24 protein-coding genes are annotated in these 17553 nt (G+C 66.6%); 11 read left to right on the forward strand and 13 right to left on the reverse strand.

The annotated features are described in order from the left end of the window. Nucleotides 1–72: 72 nt before the first annotated feature. Nucleotides 73–225 carry a hypothetical protein gene (locus GU920_RS04130; protein ID WP_161765682.1) on the forward strand — a complete coding sequence of 51 codons (153 nt, stop codon included), beginning with the start codon at nt 73–75 and terminating at the stop codon, nt 223–225. 67 nt (nt 226–292) lie between these two features. Here the strand turns inward: GU920_RS04130 and GU920_RS04135 are convergent, their stop codons facing one another. Then, nucleotides 293–793 carry an Lrp/AsnC family transcriptional regulator gene (locus GU920_RS04135; RefSeq protein WP_161765683.1) on the reverse strand — a complete coding sequence of 167 codons (501 nt, stop codon included), beginning with the start codon at nt 791–793 and terminating at the stop codon, nt 293–295. A 223-nt stretch (nt 794–1016) separates the two neighbouring features. Here GU920_RS04135 and trxB point away from each other — a divergent pair, with 223 nt between their 5' ends. The 3 genes from trxB (at nt 1017) to GU920_RS04150 (ending at nt 4493) form a co-directional block, all read left to right on the forward strand. Next, complete coding sequence (gene trxB, locus GU920_RS04140; protein ID WP_161765684.1) at nt 1017–1955, forward strand: thioredoxin-disulfide reductase; 939 nt, start codon at nt 1017–1019, stop codon at nt 1953–1955. A 285-nt stretch (nt 1956–2240) separates the two neighbouring features. Further along, nucleotides 2241–3947 (forward strand): bifunctional sulfate adenylyltransferase/adenylylsulfate kinase, encoded by a 1707-nt coding sequence (locus GU920_RS04145; RefSeq protein ID WP_161766519.1) that lies wholly within the window; start codon nt 2241–2243, stop codon nt 3945–3947. A 174-nt stretch (nt 3948–4121) separates the two neighbouring features. Next, nucleotides 4122–4493, forward strand: a complete 372-nt coding sequence (locus GU920_RS04150) for a VOC family protein (protein WP_161765685.1) — start codon at nt 4122–4124, stop codon at nt 4491–4493. 80 nt (nt 4494–4573) lie between these two features. Here GU920_RS04150 and GU920_RS04155 read toward each other — a convergent pair whose 3' ends face one another. Together GU920_RS04155 and GU920_RS04160 are read right to left on the reverse strand one after the other, a co-directional pair. After that, nucleotides 4574–4804, reverse strand: coding sequence for a DUF1150 family protein (locus tag GU920_RS04155; RefSeq protein ID WP_161765686.1), 231 nt, complete (start codon nt 4802–4804; stop codon nt 4574–4576). A gap of 9 nt (nt 4805–4813) precedes the next feature. Beyond that, a complete protein-coding gene (locus GU920_RS04160) occupies nt 4814–5236 on the reverse strand; it encodes an Hsp20 family protein (protein ID WP_161765687.1) in 423 nt (140 codons plus the stop codon). A 245-nt stretch (nt 5237–5481) separates the two neighbouring features. Here GU920_RS04160 and GU920_RS04165 point away from each other — a divergent pair, with 245 nt between their 5' ends. The 3 genes from GU920_RS04165 to GU920_RS04175 all read left to right on the forward strand — a co-directional run bounded on the left by GU920_RS04165 (nt 5482) and on the right by GU920_RS04175 (nt 7360). Next, a complete protein-coding gene (locus GU920_RS04165; RefSeq protein ID WP_161762194.1) occupies nt 5482–5700 on the forward strand; it encodes a YdcH family protein in 219 nt (72 codons plus the stop codon). Nucleotides 5701–5814: 114 nt separating this feature from the next. Then, complete coding sequence (gene purE / locus GU920_RS04170) at nt 5815–6300, forward strand: 5-(carboxyamino)imidazole ribonucleotide mutase (protein WP_161765688.1); 486 nt, start codon at nt 5815–5817, stop codon at nt 6298–6300. After that, a complete protein-coding gene (locus GU920_RS04175) occupies nt 6293–7360 on the forward strand; it encodes a 5-(carboxyamino)imidazole ribonucleotide synthase (RefSeq protein ID WP_161765689.1) in 1068 nt (355 codons plus the stop codon). Before purE ends, GU920_RS04175 begins: the two co-directional genes overlap by 8 nt. Before the next feature lie 181 nt (nt 7361–7541). On the opposite strand, the gene GU920_RS04180 is transcribed toward GU920_RS04175, so the two are convergent. The 4 genes from GU920_RS04180 to GU920_RS04195 form a co-directional block, all read right to left on the reverse strand. Beyond that, complete coding sequence (locus GU920_RS04180) at nt 7542–8258, reverse strand: LrgB family protein (RefSeq protein WP_161765690.1); 717 nt, start codon at nt 8256–8258, stop codon at nt 7542–7544. A gap of 17 nt (nt 8259–8275) precedes the next feature. Next, nucleotides 8276–8635: a CidA/LrgA family protein gene (locus tag GU920_RS04185; protein WP_161765691.1), complete on the reverse strand. Its 360-nt coding sequence runs from the start codon at nt 8633–8635 to the stop codon at nt 8276–8278. Between the two features lie 89 nt (nt 8636–8724). Further along, a complete protein-coding gene (locus tag GU920_RS04190) occupies nt 8725–9129 on the reverse strand; it encodes a low affinity iron permease family protein (RefSeq protein ID WP_161765692.1) in 405 nt (134 codons plus the stop codon). Next, nucleotides 9129–9854 (reverse strand): alpha/beta fold hydrolase, encoded by a 726-nt coding sequence (locus GU920_RS04195; protein ID WP_161765693.1) that lies wholly within the window; start codon nt 9852–9854, stop codon nt 9129–9131. Before GU920_RS04195 ends, GU920_RS04190 begins: the two co-directional genes overlap by 1 nt. Nucleotides 9855–9919: 65 nt before the next feature. Here GU920_RS04195 and GU920_RS04200 point away from each other — a divergent pair, with 65 nt between their 5' ends. The 3 genes from GU920_RS04200 to GU920_RS19690 are packed head-to-tail and all read left to right on the forward strand — an operon-like array spanning nt 9920 to nt 10982. Further along, nucleotides 9920–10372 (forward strand): NUDIX domain-containing protein, encoded by a 453-nt coding sequence (locus GU920_RS04200; protein WP_161765694.1) that lies wholly within the window; start codon nt 9920–9922, stop codon nt 10370–10372. Continuing rightward, the gene (locus tag GU920_RS04205; RefSeq protein WP_161765695.1) at nt 10369–10860 is read left to right on the forward strand and encodes a GreA/GreB family elongation factor; all 492 of its coding nucleotides are present in this window, start codon (nt 10369–10371) and stop codon (nt 10858–10860) included. Before GU920_RS04200 ends, GU920_RS04205 begins: the two co-directional genes overlap by 4 nt. Next, complete coding sequence (locus tag GU920_RS19690; protein ID WP_268894569.1) at nt 10857–10982, forward strand: hypothetical protein; 126 nt, start codon at nt 10857–10859, stop codon at nt 10980–10982. The genes GU920_RS04205 and GU920_RS19690 overlap by 4 nt, the downstream gene beginning before the upstream one ends. A gap of 243 nt (nt 10983–11225) precedes the next feature. Here the strand turns inward: GU920_RS19690 and GU920_RS04210 are convergent, their stop codons facing one another. From GU920_RS04210 to GU920_RS04235, 6 genes are all read right to left on the reverse strand, one after another. After that, entirely contained in the window at nt 11226–12101 is an 876-nt protein-coding gene (locus GU920_RS04210) for a DMT family transporter (RefSeq protein WP_161765696.1), read from the reverse strand. Continuing rightward, a complete protein-coding gene (locus GU920_RS04215) occupies nt 12098–13003 on the reverse strand; it encodes a DMT family transporter (RefSeq protein WP_161765697.1) in 906 nt (301 codons plus the stop codon). Before GU920_RS04215 ends, GU920_RS04210 begins: the two co-directional genes overlap by 4 nt. Before the next feature lie 159 nt (nt 13004–13162). After that, nucleotides 13163–13627 carry a GNAT family N-acetyltransferase gene (locus GU920_RS04220; RefSeq protein WP_161765698.1) on the reverse strand — a complete coding sequence of 155 codons (465 nt, stop codon included), beginning with the start codon at nt 13625–13627 and terminating at the stop codon, nt 13163–13165. Continuing rightward, nucleotides 13620–13907: a YjhX family toxin gene (locus tag GU920_RS04225; RefSeq protein ID WP_161765699.1), complete on the reverse strand. Its 288-nt coding sequence runs from the start codon at nt 13905–13907 to the stop codon at nt 13620–13622. The genes GU920_RS04220 and GU920_RS04225 overlap by 8 nt, the downstream gene beginning before the upstream one ends. 236 nt (nt 13908–14143) lie before the next feature. Then, a complete protein-coding gene (groL, locus tag GU920_RS04230) occupies nt 14144–15784 on the reverse strand; it encodes a chaperonin GroEL (protein ID WP_161765700.1) in 1641 nt (546 codons plus the stop codon). A 65-nt stretch (nt 15785–15849) separates the two neighbouring features. Continuing rightward, nucleotides 15850–16137, reverse strand: coding sequence for a co-chaperone GroES (locus tag GU920_RS04235; RefSeq protein ID WP_161765701.1), 288 nt, complete (start codon nt 16135–16137; stop codon nt 15850–15852). Nucleotides 16138–16338: 201 nt separating this feature from the next. Here GU920_RS04235 and GU920_RS04240 point away from each other — a divergent pair, with 201 nt between their 5' ends. Continuing rightward, nucleotides 16339–17382 (forward strand): TraB/GumN family protein, encoded by a 1044-nt coding sequence (locus GU920_RS04240; RefSeq protein WP_235933056.1) that lies wholly within the window; start codon nt 16339–16341, stop codon nt 17380–17382. Nucleotides 17383–17553: the final 171 nt, after the last annotated feature.

Genomic DNA, 17553 nt, shown 5'->3' on the forward strand with positions numbered 1-17553 from the left:
TGCCGCAAAGCGCCGTCAGATTTTGCCTCAACCGGGCGCTACAGCCCAAAGGATGCAAGACGGAGACGGAAGATGAAAAAGGAACGCCGCTGGCTGAAATCGGTCCTCGCCGCCAGCCTTGAGCCGCAGCCCGCCCTGCCATGGCAGCGCGGCACCCGCCGCCGCCCCGAGGCGGTGAAGGCCACCCCTGCCCCGGCGAAGCCGCGGGCAATGGCCGCGCGCTGATCTTCCGCCGCGTGAAACAAAAAGGCCGGGCGCAGCGCCCGGCCTTTTGTCATCGTGTCGGGTCCGATCAGGCGCTGCGCGCCAGCCGTTCCTCCAACACGTCGAAAGGCACGCCCGGCTGATCCTTGGCGCAACGGATCACGAGGCTGGTCTTGACCGTGGCCACATTCTCGGCCTTCAAGAGTTCGCCGGTCAGAAAGCCCTGAAAGCTCGACAGGTCAGGCGCCACGCATTTCAGGATGAAGTCGATCTCGCCGTTCAGCATGTGACATTCGCGCACGAGCGGCCAGTTGCGGCAACGCTCCTCGAAGGTGGCGAGGTCGGCCTCGGCCTGGCTTTGCAGGCGGACCATGGCGAAGACCTGCACCTCGAACCCAAGTTCGCGCGCGTCGATATCGGCGTGATAGCCCTTGATATAGCCCGCCTCTTCCAGCGTGCGCACGCGGCGCAGGCAGGGCGGGGCGGAAATGCCCACGCGCTTGGCCAGTTCGACATTGGTCATGCGGCCATCGGCCTGCAACTCGGCAAGGATGTGACGGTCGATCGGGTCGAGCTTCGATCCGGCCATGGCAGCGGCTCCCTTTCCCGGTTCTTGAAGGCAGTCGGGATATGGCGCCTAGATAGGGCCCTGCGCCCTGCCGCGCAATATTGTTTCAACAACGCGCAAGAAAAAACCGCCTCCGTTTCAAACAAACGATCAAAATCCGCGCAAACCCGCCTTGCATCCCGCGCCCTTCCCCCCGCCGCGCGCTTTGCCTATATCGTGGGGCCAAAGGAAAGCGGGGGCGAAGATGGGCGAGACGCGGCATACCAAGGTTCTGATCATCGGTTCGGGTCCGGCAGGCTATACGGCCGCCGTCTATGCCTCGCGCGCGATGCTGGAGCCGATCCTCGTGCAGGGCCTGCAGCCCGGCGGACAGCTGACCATCACCACCGAGGTGGAGAACTGGCCCGGCGATACGCATGTGCAAGGACCCGACCTGATGGTGCGGATGGAGGAACACGCCCGCGCCATGGGGGCCGAGGTGATCACCGATTACATCACGTCGCTGGACCTGCAGAACCGCCCCTTCACGGCCAAAGGCGACAGCGGCACCACCTACACGGCGGATGCGGTGATCCTTGCCACCGGCGCACAGGCCAAATGGCTGGGCCTGCCCTCGGAAGAGAAGTTCAAGGGCTTTGGCGTATCCGCCTGCGCCACCTGCGACGGGTTCTTCTATCGCGGCAAAGAGGTGGTGGTGATCGGCGGCGGCAACACGGCGGTGGAAGAAGCGCTGTTCCTGACGAATTTCGCAAGCAAGGTCACGGTGATCCACCGCCGCGACAGCTTCCGCGCGGAAAAGATCATGCAGGACCGGCTGTTCAAGAACCCCAAGGTCGAGGTGCTGTGGAACCACACCGTGGAAGAGGTGCTGGGCGATGACACGCCCCTGGGCGTGACAGCCGTGCGCGCCCGCGACGTGCAGACGGGCGAGACGCGGGATGTGCCCTGCGCGGGCTTTTTCGTGGCCATCGGCCATGCGCCCGCCTCGGAGCTGGTGAAGGACCAGCTGGAACTGCACAACGGCGGCTATGTGAAGGTGGAACCCGGCACGACCCGCACCTCCATCCCCGGCGTCTTTGCCGCGGGCGATCTGACCGACCATGTCTATCGGCAGGCCGTCACCAGCGCGGGCATGGGCTGCATGGCGGCGCTGGATGCCGAACGCTGGCTGTCGGGCCACTGACCGACGGCCACAAATTTCTTCGAAGAAATTTGCAAAAGTTTTCGAAAACTTTTGTCCGGCCCAAGCGGGATGTTCGGTATTCGTGAAAGGGCGGAAAACGCCCTTCACCCAATGCAGGCGCCTGCGGAACAGCGTTCCGCAAGGCGCCGAAACCGCGGCATTTCTGCCCTATTCGCGCACGTTAACCCTTGTTTGCTGGAAATTCCTTCGCCAAGGGCGTAAAGCGCGCCGCGACAGGCGGGGCAGTCCCGCCTTGCGCCGTTCATGTCCAGAGGCCCGTTCCAGATGACGCTCTCCAACCTTGCTCCGATCCCGGAGCTGTATGTTTCCCACGAGTCCGCGCAAAAGCTGAAGCATGAGGCAGGCAACCTGCCCTCGTGGGATCTGACGCCGCGCCAGATCTGCGATCTGGAACTGCTCATGAATGGCGGCTTCTACCCGCTCAAGGGCTTCCAGTCCGAGGCCGATTACAACGGCACCGTGGAAAACATGCGCACCGCTGATGGCACGCTCTGGCCGATCCCGGTGACGCTGGATGTGTCCCAGGCCTTTGCCGACAAGGTGGAACCCGGGCAGGACATCGCGCTGCGCGATCAGGAAGGCGTCATCCTTGCCATCCTGTCGGTGTCCGACAAATGGGTGCCGAACAAGGCGAACGAGGCGGAAAAAGTCTTTGGCGCCGATGACCTTGCCCATCCGGCGGTGAATTACCTGCACAATGTGGCTGGCCCCGTCTACCTCGGCGGCCCGATCACCGGCATCCAGCAGCCGACGCATTACGACTTCCGCGCCCGTCGCGACACGCCGAACGAGCTGCGCGCCTTCTTCCGCAAGATGGGCTGGCGCCGCGTCGTGGCCTTCCAGACGCGCAACCCGCTGCACCGCGCGCATCAGGAACTGACGTTCCGCGCCGCGAAAGAGGCCGAGGCCAATCTTCTGATCCACCCCGTCGTCGGCATGACGAAGCCGGGCGATGTGGACCATTTCACCCGGGTGCGCTGCTATGAGGCGGTGCTGGACCAATACCCCGCCTCGACCACGCATCTGTCGCTCCTCAACCTCGCCATGCGAATGGGCGGCCCGCGCGAGGCGCTGTGGCATGCCATCATCCGCAAGAACCACGGCCTGACCCATTTCATCGTGGGCCGCGACCATGCCGGTCCGGGCAAGAACAGCCAGGGCAAGGATTTCTACGACCCCTACGCCGCCCAGACGCTGGTGGCGGAACATCAAAAGGAAATCGGCATCGAGATGGTCGATTTCAAACAGATGGTCTATGTGCAGGAAAAGGCCCAGTACTACCCCGTGGACGAGGTGCCGGAAGGTTCGACCGTGCTGGATATCTCGGGCACCGAACTGCGCCGCCGCCTGCGTGAAGGGCTGGAGATTCCCGACTGGTTCTCCTTCCCGCAGGTGGTGCAGGAGTTGCGCCGCACCTCGCCGCCCCGGTCGAGGCAGGGCTTCACCGTGTTCTTCACGGGCCTGTCGGGTTCGGGCAAATCCACCATCGCCAATGCGCTGATGGTCAAGCTGATGGAAATGGGCGGCCGTCCCGTCACGCTTCTGGATGGCGACGTGGTACGCAAGCACCTCTCGTCGGAACTGGGGTTCAGCAAGGAACACCGCGACATCAACATCCGCCGCATCGGCTATGTGGCGTCGGAGATCACCAAGAACGGCGGCATCGCCATCTGCGCCCCCATCGCGCCCTATACCGCCACGCGGCGGGCCGTGCGCGAGATGATCGAGGCGTTCGGCGCCTTTATCGAGGTGCATGTTGCGACCCCGATCGAGGAATGTGAACGGCGCGACCGCAAGGGGCTGTACAAGCTGGCGCGCGAGGGCAAGATCAAGGAATTCACCGGGATCTCTGACCCTTACGAGGCGCCGACCAATGCCGAACTGGTGGTCAACACTGAAGGCATGGATGTGGATTACTGCGCCCAGCAGGTGATCCTGAAGCTGGAAAGCATGGGGCTTATCAAGGCCTGACACGGGTCATCGCGCCATGTTCCGCACCGAAAGGCCCCGCGCAAGCCGGGGCCTTTTTTCCTTGGGCCGGGGCTGACCCTGCCGCCTGCGGGCCAAAACCGTTTGGCCTCACTGCCCCGAAGGCCCTATCCTTTCGCCCCATCCGGCTCGGCCCGACCTCATGGGGGATCCAGAATGAACCTCGGCGCCTTTTCCGTCAGTCTTTCGGTCAAGAACCTTGCCGCCTCGCGCGATTTCTACGCGCGGCTCGGCTTTCATCCCTTTGCCGGGAAGGAAGAGGAGAACTGGCTGATCCTGCGCAACGGCGATCACGTGATCGGCCTGTTCCAGGGCATGTTCGACCGCACCATCCTGACCTTCAATCCCGGCTGGGATCAGGCGGGGGGCGAGACGGACAGCTTCACCGATATCCGCGACCTGCAACGCAGCCTGAAGCGCGACGGTGTCGCGCTGGCGACCGAGGTGGACGAGGGTGGGTCGGGACCTGCCAGCCTTATGCTGATGGACCCGGACGGCAATCCGATCCTGATCGACCAGCATCGCTAATGCGCCGCGCCGCGCGCAACAGCGCGTGGGTCACCCCGCCCCCCCGTCAATGGACCTTCACGGTCAATGCAGGTCCAAGGTCAGTGGACGTTCACGGGCGCCATGTCGTTCTGACGCGCCAGCGCAAAGGCAAGCGCGCGGTCACGCACCAGCGCCAGCCGGTCGCCGCCCGTGGCATCGTGCAGCGCGTAGATCGTCTGCAAGCCACCCGCATGGGCCTGCACCTCGGCGGGCAGGTCGGCCACCTTCACGGGGCGGACATAGACGATCCGCGTCGCGCCCTCGGGGATACCTTCGTATTTCGTATCCATCTCTGTTCCTCACGTCCGACCGTTGCGCGAACTGATGGCGATGGTCTGCACGACCGTTTCGGGAATGGCCCGTTTCAGGTCGATATGCAAAAGCCCATGCTCCATGCTGGCGCCTGCAACCTCTACCCCGTCTGCCAGAACGAAGCTGCGCTGAAAGGCGCGGCTGGCGATGCCCCGGTGCAGATAGACGCGGTCGCCCGGTTCTTCGCCCTGGCGTCCGCGGATCACCAGTTGGCGATCTTCGACGGTGATCGCCAGATCGTCCTCACGGAACCCCGCAACGGCCAGCGTGATGCGATAGGCATTCTCGGAGGTGGCTTCGATGTTGAAGGGGGGATAGCCCTCGGTGGATTTAGCGGTCCGTTCGACCAGCCGTTCCAGTTGCTCGAACCCCAGAAGGAAGGGATGGGTCCCAAAGCTCAGTTTCGTCATCGGTCATGCCCTTGATGCAAAGCGACATATCGGCAGGGCCCCGTTCCGGCAGCCTCTGCTGCACTGAAATATGGGGCCACGCCGCGCGCATCGCAAGCCCCGCCCCCGCGCCGCCCGCTGCTGCGGCCTGCGCCGAGAAGGACTGCGGATTTCCGCGTTTTTCCGACAGAATCCTTCCCGCAAGGCCAGAGAATCACTATATTGTTCACAGGCAAGCTCCGGCCCCACTCCTGCAAGGCAAGACCATGAACGCGCCCAGCGAGATGAACTTTGAAGACATGCTCCGCATCCGGCTGGAGGTGCTGCGGCGCGAGCATCGCGATCTTGATGAGGCGATCCACGCCCTCGAAACCGCCGGTCGCCCCGACCAGCTGACCCTGCGGCGCCTGAAGAAGCAAAAGCTGGCGCTGAAGGATCAGATCGTGAAACTGGAAGACCAGCTGATCCCCGATATCATCGCCTGATCGGTAGGATGGGCCGTTTGGCCCATCCTACGGTGCGCCCGCAGGGCGCAGCCCCGGCTTGCCCCCGCGTCGCAATCCACTATACCCGCAGCAGCGCGCAATCCGGGGGCGGTCATGGCCATCGACGTTGGAATCATCATGGGGTCACAGTCCGACTGGGCCACGATGAAAGAGGCCGCCGCCATCCTTGATGAATTGGGCATCGCCTACGAGACGAAGATCGTCTCCGCCCATCGCACCCCTGACCGCCTCTGGTCCTACGGCAAGACCGCCGCATCGCGGGGCCTCAAGGTCATCATCGCGGGCGCGGGCGGCGCCGCGCATCTGCCCGGCATGATGGCGTCGAAAACCCGCATCCCGGTCATCGGCGTGCCAGTCCAGACCAAGGCACTGTCGGGAGTCGATTCGCTCTACTCCATCGTCCAGATGCCCAAGGGATTTCCCGTCGCCACCATGGCCATCGGCACCGCAGGCGCGGCGAATGCGGGCCTCATGGCCGCAGGCATCCTCGCCATCTCGGACCCCGCCCTTGCCGCGCGGCTGGATGCCTGGCGGGATGCGCTCTCTGCCTCCATCCCCGAGGAGCCTTCGGATGACTGACCCCCTGCCCACCGGCGCGACCATCGGCATCCTTGGCGGCGGACAGTTGGGCCGCATGCTTTCGGTCGCGGCCTCGCGGCTCGGGTTTCGGACCCATATCTACGAACCCGGCGCCAATCCGCCCGCCGCCCATGTGGCCCATCGCGTGACGACCGCCGCCTATGACGACCTTGCCGCGCTGGCGGCCTTTGCGGCCTCGGTCGATGTGATCACCTATGAATTCGAGAACATCCCCACCGCCGCGCTCGATGTGCTGGAGGCGAGCCACCCGATCCGCCCGAACCGCCGCGCGCTGGCCGTGTCGCAGGACCGCATCGCCGAAAAGGATTTCCTGACAGGCCTTGGCCTGACCTGCGCGCCCTATGCCGCGGTGAACAGCCTGGATGACCTGCACCAGGCCATCGCCCGGATCGGCACCCCAGCGATCCTGAAGACCACGCGTCTGGGCTATGACGGCAAGGGTCAGGCCCGCCTGAAGACCCCCGCCGATGCCGATGCCGCGCTGGCCGCGATGCACGGCGCGCCGGCCGTGCTGGAAGGCTTCATCGACTTTTCGCATGAGGTCTCCGTCATCGCCGCGCGCGGGCTTGACGGTTCGGTGGCCTGCTACGATCCGGGCGAGAACGTCCACAAGGACGGGATCCTGTCGACGACCACGATCCCCGCGCGCCTTTCGCCGTCGCAGCGCACCGATGCCATCCTGCTCGCCGCCCGCATCCTGAACGCGCTGGATTACGTGGGCGTCATGGGGGTGGAGTTGTTCGTCACCCGCGCGGGCCTGATCGTGAACGAGATCGCCCCCCGCGTCCACAATTCCGGCCACTGGACGCAGAATGGCTGCGCGGTGGACCAGTTCGAACAGCATATCCGCGCCGTGGCGGGCTGGCCCCTCGGCGACGGGTCGCGCCACGCGGATGTGGTGATGGAGAACCTGATCGGCGACGACATCCTCCGCGTGCCCGCCATCGCGCGGGAAAAGAACGCGGCCCTCCACCTCTACGGCAAGGCCGAGGCGCGGCCAGGCCGCAAGATGGGCCATGTGAACCGGATCGTGAAATAGGAAAACCCGCGCCCCGGACGTGATCCGGGGCCTCCGGTCCCCCCGCAAGGTTCCGGGTCAGACCCGGGAGGGCGGGCGCGTCAATCCAGAGGGTGCCGCACCGCCTGTGGCGTGAAGGCTTCGAATTCCGCTGCCACCACCGATCCGCAACGCGCCGGCCCGTCGGCCATGCCCCGAGGCTTCACCGCAAAACGCTCAGCAATCCCGGCACGATCAGCGCCGTCATCACCGCGTTCAAGCCAATCGCGATCCCGGCGAATGTTCCCGCCACCGGGTCCACCTGAAAGGCCCGCGCCGTCCCGATCCCGTGTGACGCCAACCCAACCGCGAAGCCCCGCGCCCGGTAATCGCGGATGCCCAAGCCGTTCATCAGGGGCGTCACCACCAGCGCGCCGATCATGCCGGTCAGGATCACCAGCACGGCCGTCAGCGCCGGATCGCCCCCCTGCGCTTCGGTAATCGACATCGCTACTCCGGCCGTCACCGATTTCGGCGCAATCGCGACCAGCACCCCTTCCGGCACGCCAAAGGCCCAGACCACCGCCACCGCGGACCCCGCCGCCACCACGCTGCCCGCCACCAGCGCCGCCAGCATCGGCAGCGCCGACCGGACGACCAGCGCCCGGTGTTCCCACAAGGGCAGCGCCAGCGCCACCGTCGCGGGCCCCAGCAGGAAATGGATGAACTGCGCCCCGTCGAAATAGGTGGCGTAATCCGTGCCGGATGCAACCAGCAGCGCCCCCACCAGCGCCACGGAGATCAGCACCGGATTGGCCAGCGGATGCCGCCCCGCCCGCAGGCTCAGCCAATCCGCCAGCGCATAGGCGACCAGCGTCACCGTCAGCCACAGAAGCGGCCCCTGCGTCAGGTAGACCCACAGCGCGAAATCCCCTTTCATCACGCCCGTCCCCCCCCTCATGGCTGCCCGATCGCCCGCGCCACAACCCGGAAGGTGACGACCGACACCACCAGCGTCACCACGGTGGACAGCACAAGCGCCGCCGCCAGCGCCAGCCATTCCGCCGCCAGCACGTCAAGGTTGCCCACCACGCCCACGCCCGCCGGCACGAACAGAAGCGACAGATGCGCCAGCAGGAATCGCCCCGCAGGCTCCACCCCTGCCAGCACGGGCGGCGAGAACCGATCCCGCAGCCACAGCACGGCCACCATCGCGGCCATCCCGATCACCGGCCCCGGCACCGGCAGGCCAAGGCCCCGCGCGGTCACCTCGCCCAGCAACTGACAGCCCAGAATGACGGCAAGGCTTCCGATCATCTCTCCCCCCCAACTTCCCCGTTGTCCAAATATCCCACGGGGGGTGCGGGGGGTGTGACCCCCCCCGCTCCGACATGGCACATCCCGCGCTAGGCCTCGGGCGTATTCGTATCCGGCTCGCCCCGCAAAAGCCGCGCCCGTGCCTCGGCAGCAAGCGCCTCATAGCGCGCGCGGAATGCCTCGATCTGCCGCTCTTCCAGTTCCTCCAGATCCATCAGCGCGTTATGCGCGCCCTGCGTCACGCGGATCAACTCATCCAGCTTCAGCTGGATCGCCGCCGTATCGCGGTTCTGGGTGTTCTGGATCAGAAACACCATCAGGAAGGTCACGATCGTGGTGCCCGTGTTGATCACCAGCTGCCAGGTGTCGGAAAAGCCGAAGATCGGCCCCGTCACGATCCAGACAAGGATCACCCCAAAGGCCAGCGCAAAGGTCACCGGGCGCCCGGCAAACCGCGCCACCCGCTTGGACCATTCGCCGTAGAAGTTGCCCATCACTTCACCCCCAACGTTTCTTCCACCGCCGCGCCGAATCCGATGTCGGGATCAAAGCGGCCCCGCTCCAGAAACGTCATCACCTCGGCGATCACCACCGGGTTCATCATCATGAAGGTATGCGTCACCGGCAGCACGATGTGATCGGTCATACCCGCCACCCGCGTGCTCGTGACCGACACCTTGCCGTCATCGGCCCCGGGGATCACCGTCGAATAGATCGGGTTCAGCGACCGGTCCCCCGCGATCACGCCCAGTTCGTAATCGGGCAGGGGCAGCGCCAGCGGCACCGATCCCGCCCCGGTGCCCAGTTGCAGGCCCGCAGGCCCGTTCACCCATTCGAAGGCCCCGATCTCGCCGAAGGCATCCACCAGTTCCGAACCCCGGTTCGGCGGGGCCAGCATCACCACCCGGCCCATCTCGGCGGGGCGGTTCTGCGCCAGCCACGCGCGGGCCAGAATACCGCCCATGGAATGGGTCACGAAATGCACCCGGCCCTCGCCACAGGCGGCCACCGCCGCGCCCACGCGCGGCACCAGTTGGCCGATGGTGAAATCGGTGGAGGGATAGCCCTCATTCACCACGCGGTACCCCTTGCCCTCCAGCGCCGCCGCCATCGGGGCAAGCGACACCTCGCTGCGCGCCAGACCGTGCAGCATGACCACGCAATCATCTGCCCGCAGGGGACCGGCCAGCAAAAGAAACAGGGGCAATATCCATTTCATGCGCCCAGCATTGCCACAACGGTGCCGGATGGACAAATCACGACGCGCGCGCCACCGTGTCAGGCATGACATACCGCCCGCACCGCATCGCCGCCCGCGCGCTCATCCTGCATGAGGACCGGCTTCTCCTCGTCAACGCCTATCCCGGCGGGCAATCCGATCTGTGGTGTGCCCCCGGCGGCGGCGCCGATCCCGGCCAGTCCCTGCCCGAGGCCCTGATCCGCGAAGTGATGGAGGAAACCGGCCTCTCCATCGCTGTCGGCCCCCCGGCGCTGATCAACGAATTCCACGATCCCGACCGAGGCTTCCACCAGATCGACCTGTTCTTCCGCTGCACCATCACGGGCGGCGCGCTCGATCCCCGCTGGGTCGATCCCGAAGGCGTGGTCACCGATCGCCACTTCTTTTCCCGCAGCGATCTGGAGCTTGGGCGCATCCGGTTCAAGCCCGACAGCCTGCCCGCCGCCGCCTGGGGCGATGCCGCGCTCTATGATCCGCTGGAGCGGATCGTGCGATGAGCCGCGCCTTCGTCAAGGAAGGCGACGGATCGCTCGACCCGCTGCCCGATCTGCCCCTTTCTCCCTATCCCAACCACGTCACGCCCACGGGCCTTGCCGCGCTGCAGGCGCGCCTGCGCGACAGGCAGGCCGATCTCGCCGCCCTGCGCGCCCGCAGCGACCGGCTCGACAAACTGCCCGAAGCCGCCGCCGAACGCGACATCCGCTATCTTGAGGCGCGGCTGCGCACGGCCATCCTGATCGACCCGGCCACCCTGCCGCTGACCGAGGTGGCCTTCGGCCTGATCGTCACCGTCGCCGATGCCACCGGCGCCGAACACCGCTTCCAGATCACGGGCGAGGATGAGGCCGATGCCACCCGCGGCCGCATCACGCCGCAATCCCCCCTCGCCCGCGCCCTGATGGGCGCCGTGCCGGGCGATCTGGTACAGTGGCGCAAGCCCACCGGCGTGGAAGCGTTGGAGATCTTGCAGATCGACCACCCATGACGGGGGCCATGATCCGCGCCCTCCTGCCCGGGGCTGACCGCGCCGCCGTTGCCGCCTTCCTGCACAAGGCGGCGGATCACCGGATCATGGCCGAAGATGCCGCGCAGGACTGTTTCACCTAAGTCCTGCCCGGCTAGCGATCCCGCGCGCAGCCACCATCCGGGCCTGTTCCATCGGGGGCGCCTTTCGGGCCTTGCCGAACTGAACCTTGGCCTCCCCCGAACCGGGCGACGCCAATCCCGGGCGGATGATCCTTGCCCCGCGCCCCTGTCTGGGCGTGCTTGAGGCGAAGACCGGCGGCCGCTGCTTCCCGGAACGCCACGGTTTCCGCCCCAACGGCAGCCGCCGCGACGACAGGCGGCAGGTCATCCATCGCCTCGCAAAGCCGCTCTCGGCAGGCTCGCCCACAGCACCCCGCCCAGCACGAGGGCCGCCGCCACAGCAAAGCGCCACCCCACCGCCTCGCCCAGCAGGGCAGCGCCCCCAGCCGCCGCGATCAGAGGCACCGTCAGTTGCGCCACCGCCGCCCGCGCGGCGCCCAGCGCGGGCAGCACCGCATACCACAGCGCATAGCCCAGGCCCGATGTCACCGCCCCCGACAGCACCGCCAGCGCGATCCCGCGGCCTGAGGCCCCCGCCATATCCACACCGATCGCCAAGGCGATCGCCGCACCCGGCACCACCGCCAGCACGAAATTCCCCGCCGTCGCCGCCAGCGCATCCCGCGCCCCGCGGCCGGCCAGCGAATAGAGACCCCAGCCCAGACCCGCCGCCGCCATCGCGGCAACCCCGGACCAGCCCCCCGCCCCTCCGCCAGCACCAAACGGCGCAACCAGCACGGCAAGCCCCCCCAGCGCCAGCCCCGCCCCGGCCCAGCGCCGGAACGGCACCGCCTCCCCCGCCCAGAGCGCGCCCGCGAACATCGTCACCTGCACCACGCCGAACAGGATCAGCGCACCCGTCCCCGCCTCCAGCCGCCCATAGGCCAGCGAAAACCCGAACAGATAGACCAGCAGCCCCGCAACCCCCGCCCAGGTTGCGCCACCCCCCCTCACGCCACCAAGGCCCGCGCCCCACCCGCGCAGCCCCATCAGCAGCGCCAGCGCAGCCGCCCCCGCCACCAGCCGGATCAGCGCGAACTCCACCGCCCCGATCTCGCCCGCGCCCACCGCCATGCGGTTCAGCACCGAATTGGCCGCAAAGGCCAGCATCACCAGCGCGGTCAGCGACAACAGCCTCATCCGGGCGGCGCAGCGGGCGGGGCGGTCGTTGCGTAAAGCACGCCCGCCAAGGCCACAGGAAAGCCGATCAGGTGGAATGTCTCCAGCCGCTCTCCCAGAAAGACCATCGCAAGCCCCGCGCCAAAGACCGGCATCAGATGCAGGAAGAAGACCGAACGCGACGGCCCGATCCGCGCCACGGCGGCGTTATAGGCCAGCAGGGCCACCACCGATGCGAAAACCCCCGTATAGGCCACCGTCGCGATCCCCGATGGCGTCAGCGGGACAGTGCGCCCCTGCGCCACCTCCCACAGATGGAACGGCAGGATGAACCCCGCCCCCATCACCGCGATGAAAAACGTCAACCCCACCGGCGACAGTGCGGGCGGCTTGAACTTCAGCAGCACCGAATACAGCCCCCAGACCACCAGCGCCGCAAGGATCCACGCATCCCCCACGTTCAACTGCAACTCCAGCAACCGCCCCGGCTCGCCGCGCGCGATGATATAGGCCACGCCGCCAAAGCTGACCGCGATCCCCAGCGCCTGCCGCGCCGTCAACCGCTCGCGCAGCACGATCCAGGCGATGATCACCACAAAGACCGGCATCGTCGCGCTGACCAGCAGCGCATTCACCGCCTCGGTCGATTGCAGCCCGATATAGGTCATCGACTGGAACATCGCCGCCGACAGCGCCGCCATCCCCGCGATCAGCGGCAGATGCGCCCGCACCACCGCCCCGTCCGCCCGCAACCGCGCCCATGCAAAGGGCAAAAGGATCACCGCCGCCAGTGTCCAGCGCCAGAAGGTCAGCCCGAAAGGCGGCACCTCCGCCCGGATCGCCCGCCCCAGCACCCAGTTCCCCGCCCATAACAACGAAGCAAGCGCTGCCAAAGCCGCCGCGATCATGAAATTCCTGCTCATGCAGGTACCCTAGCCGGGCCGCAAAGCCACCGAAAGCCCCTTCATCTTGGCCCAAATACCCAAAAAAACCGGAGCCAAGCGGCATCAGGCCGCGCAGGCGACCCGAAAGACTTGCGCCGCAGGCGCGCCATTTGGCAACGGCTGCGGCGCAAACAGGGGTCAGATCGGCTTGAGACAGGTCACCTTGTCCACCCCCTCTGCCCAATAGCCGGGGATGCGCGCCACCACTCGAAAGCCCGCCCGCCGATACAGCCGCCGCGCCGCCGCAAAGTCGGGCGTGCCGGCCGTGTCCACAAGGCACAGCCGCGCCCCGGCGCGGCGCATGGCCCCCTCGGCCCCGGAAAGCAGCGCCATGGCAAGCCCCTGCCGCTGCGCCCTTGGATGCACCGCCAGCGCCAGAAGGTTCCATGTCCCCTCGGTCAGCGGCTCGGGCCGGGCGTGGCAGAAACCTGCCACGCCCCCTGCGTACCTTGCCGTCAGCCAGATCGCCTGCGCCTGCCCGCCCAGCCACGGCCCCGCCAGATCGGCCAACAGATCGGGCGGGAACAGCCCGGTTTCCGCCAGCACCGCGCGCAAGGCGGGCAGATCGGCCGCCACCATCGGTCGGATCACGGGATCAGCCATGGCCACCCCCCGCCGGGCCGCCCACCCGGTTGTCGCCTTGCGCACGCACGGCCTGCACGCCCGCCCGCGTCACCCGGTAAGGGGTGCCCGCAACCGATCGGATAAAGCCCCGCCGCCGCAACCGGTCAAAGACCGCAAGCCCGCAATCGGCCAGCATCAGGCCGTCGCGGGTAAAGCAGGTGACAGCCGTCACCTTGCCATTGGGCGCGCGATCGAAATGGATCGCCCCGCCCTGTGCCAGCACGTGCAGCACGCGCTGTTCCAGTCTGGATATGTTCATTGGAAGTGTCCGTTCAGGTCAAACCGACAGACCGCCCGGCATCCCGCACGGACGATCCGTAGCCCTCAGGCGACCCAGCAGCCTGGGTCAGTGACCCGCAGTCTCGGACATCAACACTCCATCGGCCGCCCACGCGGCCTTGGCCTTTTGGTAAACCAGCGCATCGCGCCCCGCAACGCGAAAGGGGCGCAGCCTGCGCTGCGCCCCCCTTGTTCTGCCGGACGTGGCAGGGATGATTACATCATCCCGTCCATGCCGCCCATGCCGCCCATGCCACCGCCAGCCGGCGCCTTCTCGGCGGGCTTGTCGGCGATCATGGCTTCCGTGGTGATCAGAAGCGAGGCGACCGAAGCCGCATCTTCCAGCGCCGTGCGCGTCACCTTGGCCGGGTCGATCACACCGAAGGCGAACATGTCGCCATACTGTTCGGTCTGCGCGTTGAAGCCAAAGTTCTTGTCGCTCGATTCGCGGATCTTGCCCGCGACGACCGCACCATCCACACCGGCGTTCTCGGCGATCTGACGCAGCGGCGCTTCCAGCGCGCGGCGCACGATGGCGATACCGGCGTCCTGGTCGCTGTTCTGGCCTTTCACGCCTTCCAGCGATTTCGTCGCCTGCACCAGTGCCACGCCGCCGCCGACGATCACGCCTTCCTGCACCGCAGCCCGGGTCGCGTTCAGCGCATCGTCCACACGGTCCTTGCGCTCTTTCACTTCCACCTCGGTCATGCCGCCCACGCGGATCACGGCCACGCCGCCCGCCAGCTTGGCCACACGCTCCTGCAGCTTCTCGCGGTCATAGTCGGACGAGGTTTCCTCGATCTGCGTGCGGATCTGCGCCACGCGGGCTTCGATCTCGGCCTTGTCGCCGTGACCGTCCACGATCGTGGTGTTGTCCTTGTTGATCGAGATCTTCTTGGCGCGGCCCAGCATGTCGATCGACACGTTTTCCAGCTTCATGCCCAGATCGTCGCTGATGACCTGACCGCCGGTCAGGATCGCGATGTCCTGCAGCATGGCCTTGCGACGATCACCGAAGCCCGGCGCCTTGACGGCGGCGATCTTCAGGCCACCGCGCAGCTTGTTGACCACGAGGGTCGCCAGCGCTTCGCCTTCCACGTCTTCGGCGATGATCAGCAGCGGGCGCTGCGACTGGATCACGGCTTCCAGCAGCGGGACCATCGGCTGCAGCGACGACAGTTTCTTCTCGTGCAGCAGGATGAAGGCGTCTTCCAGCTCGGCCACCATCTTGTCGGCGTTGGTCACGAAATAGGGCGACAGGTAGCCACGGTCGAACTGCATCCCTTCGACGACTTCGACTTCCGTCTCCATCCCCTTGTTCTCTTCGACGGTGATCACACCCTCGTTGCCGACCTTCTGCATCGCATCGGCGATGAAGCGGCCGATCTGGGCCTCACCGTTGGCCGAGATGGTGCCGACCTGCGCCACTTCGTCCGAATCCTTCACCGGGCGCGAGGCGGCCTTGATGGCCTCCACGACCTTGGCGGTCGCCATGTCGATGCCGCGCTTCAGGTCCATCGGGTTCATGCCGGCGGCAACCGCCTTCATGCCTTCCTTGATGATCGCCTGCGCCAGCACGGTGGCGGTGGTGGTGCCGTCGCCCGCTTCGTCATTGGTGCGGGAAGCGACTTCCTTCACCATCTGGGCGCCCATGTTTTCGAACTTGTCGGCCAGTTCGATTTCCTTGGCGACGGTCACGCCGTCCTTGGTGATGCGGGGCGAGCCGAAGCTCTTGTCGATCACCACGTTGCGGCCTTTCGGGCCCAGCGTCACCTTCACCGCATCGGCGAGGATGTTGACGCCGCGCAGCATGCGGTCACGGGCATCGGTATCGAAACGTACGTCTTTAGCAGCCATTTTGACAGCTCCTTGAATGGGTTGCGTTCGGAAAGCGGGGAAGGCGGGGCGCAGCCCGCCCGACCTCAGGCGATGATGCCGAGGATGTCGCTTTCCTTCATGATCAGCAGGTCTTCACCGTCCAGCTTCACTTCGGTGCCCGACCATTTGCCGAACAGCACGCGGTCGCCCGCCTTCACCGACGGCGCGATCAGTTCGCCCGAATCCTTGCGCGCGCCTTCGCCGACCGAAACGATCTCGCCCTCGGCGGGCTTTTCCTTGGCGCTGTCGGGGATGATCAGGCCGCCCTTGGTCTTGTCTTCGCCTTCGATGCGGCGGACCAGCACACGGTCATGCAGCGGTTTGAATGCCATCTGAGAACACTCCCTAGGTTCCAGGTTGAATTGCGATTAGCACTCGATCTGGCTGAGTGCTAACGCGGGGAGAGGTAGGCAAAGCCTTTCGCCGAGTCAACACCCGTCCTCCCGGCAGCGTGATGAAAATTTGATGACAAGGCGCCCGCCCGCACGGGCCGGGCCTTGGCATCCGGGCGGGGCGGTGCCACCTTTGCGTGCATGACAGACGTTCGCCGCCGCCCCGTTTCCGCCTCGCTGATGTCCATGCTTGCCGCCGCGGTCCTGTCGGCGGGAGTCCTTGTCGGGCCGATGGCGCAGGCAGCGCAGGCGGAATGTCAGGGGGTGAATCTTCTCGACACCATGCCCGAGGCCGAGCGCCGCGCCCTGATCGCGGCCACCGATGCGGTCCCCTATCCGCGCGGCCACCTGTGGCGCGCCACGCGGGGCGACAGCGTGGTGCATCTGGTGGGGACCTACCACCTTGACGATCCGCGCCACGACGAAACCATGGCCCGCATCACCCCCCTTCTGGAGGCGGCCGAGACGATCCTTGTCGAGGCAGGCCCGCTTGAACAAGCGGCCATGACGGCCGAACTGGCGCGCGACCCGTCGCTGATGGTGATCACCGAAGGCCCCACCCTGCGCGAGGCGCTGTCGGATGAGGAATGGACGCTTCTCGCCTCGGCCATGCGCGAACGCGGGATGCCGCCCTTCATGGTGTCGAAGATGCGGCCGTGGTACGTGTCGATGCTCTTGGCGCTGCCCGCCTGCGATCTGTCGTCCCTCGCCGGGGGGAAGGGCGGGCTGGACGGCATGGTGATCGACTTCGCCCAGTCGCAGGACAAACCCATCGTGGCGCTGGAATCGCACAAGACCATCTTCCGCATCTTCGAAGGCATGGGGCTTGAGGAACAGTTGGGCATGATCCGGTCATCGCTGGCTATGGAACCCTTTGCCGCCGATTACGCGGTGACGCTGGCCGATGCCTATTTCGACGGGGAATCGCGGCTGATCTGGGAACTGACGCGCCAAAAGACGCTGGCCCTGCCGGGGCAGGACCCCGCACAGGTCGAAGCCGACTTCGCCCGCATGGAACAGGTGCTGATGACCGATCGCAACCGCGCCTGGATCCCGGTGATCGAAGGCGCAGCCGCCAAGGGCCCCGCCGTGGCCGCCTTCGGCGCGCTGCACCTGCCGGGCGAAACGGGCGTGCTGCGCCTGATGGAAGAGGCGGGGTTCACGCTGGAACGCCTGCCGATGTGATGCGCGCCTTTGCGGCGATCCGCGCCCCTGCCATCCTTGCCCCGCCTGAAACCGGGCGCCCTGACGATGATCCCGCCCACCGCGGCCTGACCCGGCCTTGCCCGCCACGCCCAGCGCATGGCCCCTTCGACATATCCTGTCCGACAAGCCCCCTGCCCCTGATCCTGCAGG

The sequence above is a fragment of the Paragemmobacter ruber genome (assembly GCF_009908315.1).
Classification (GTDB): domain Bacteria; phylum Pseudomonadota; class Alphaproteobacteria; order Rhodobacterales; family Rhodobacteraceae; genus Paragemmobacter; species Paragemmobacter ruber.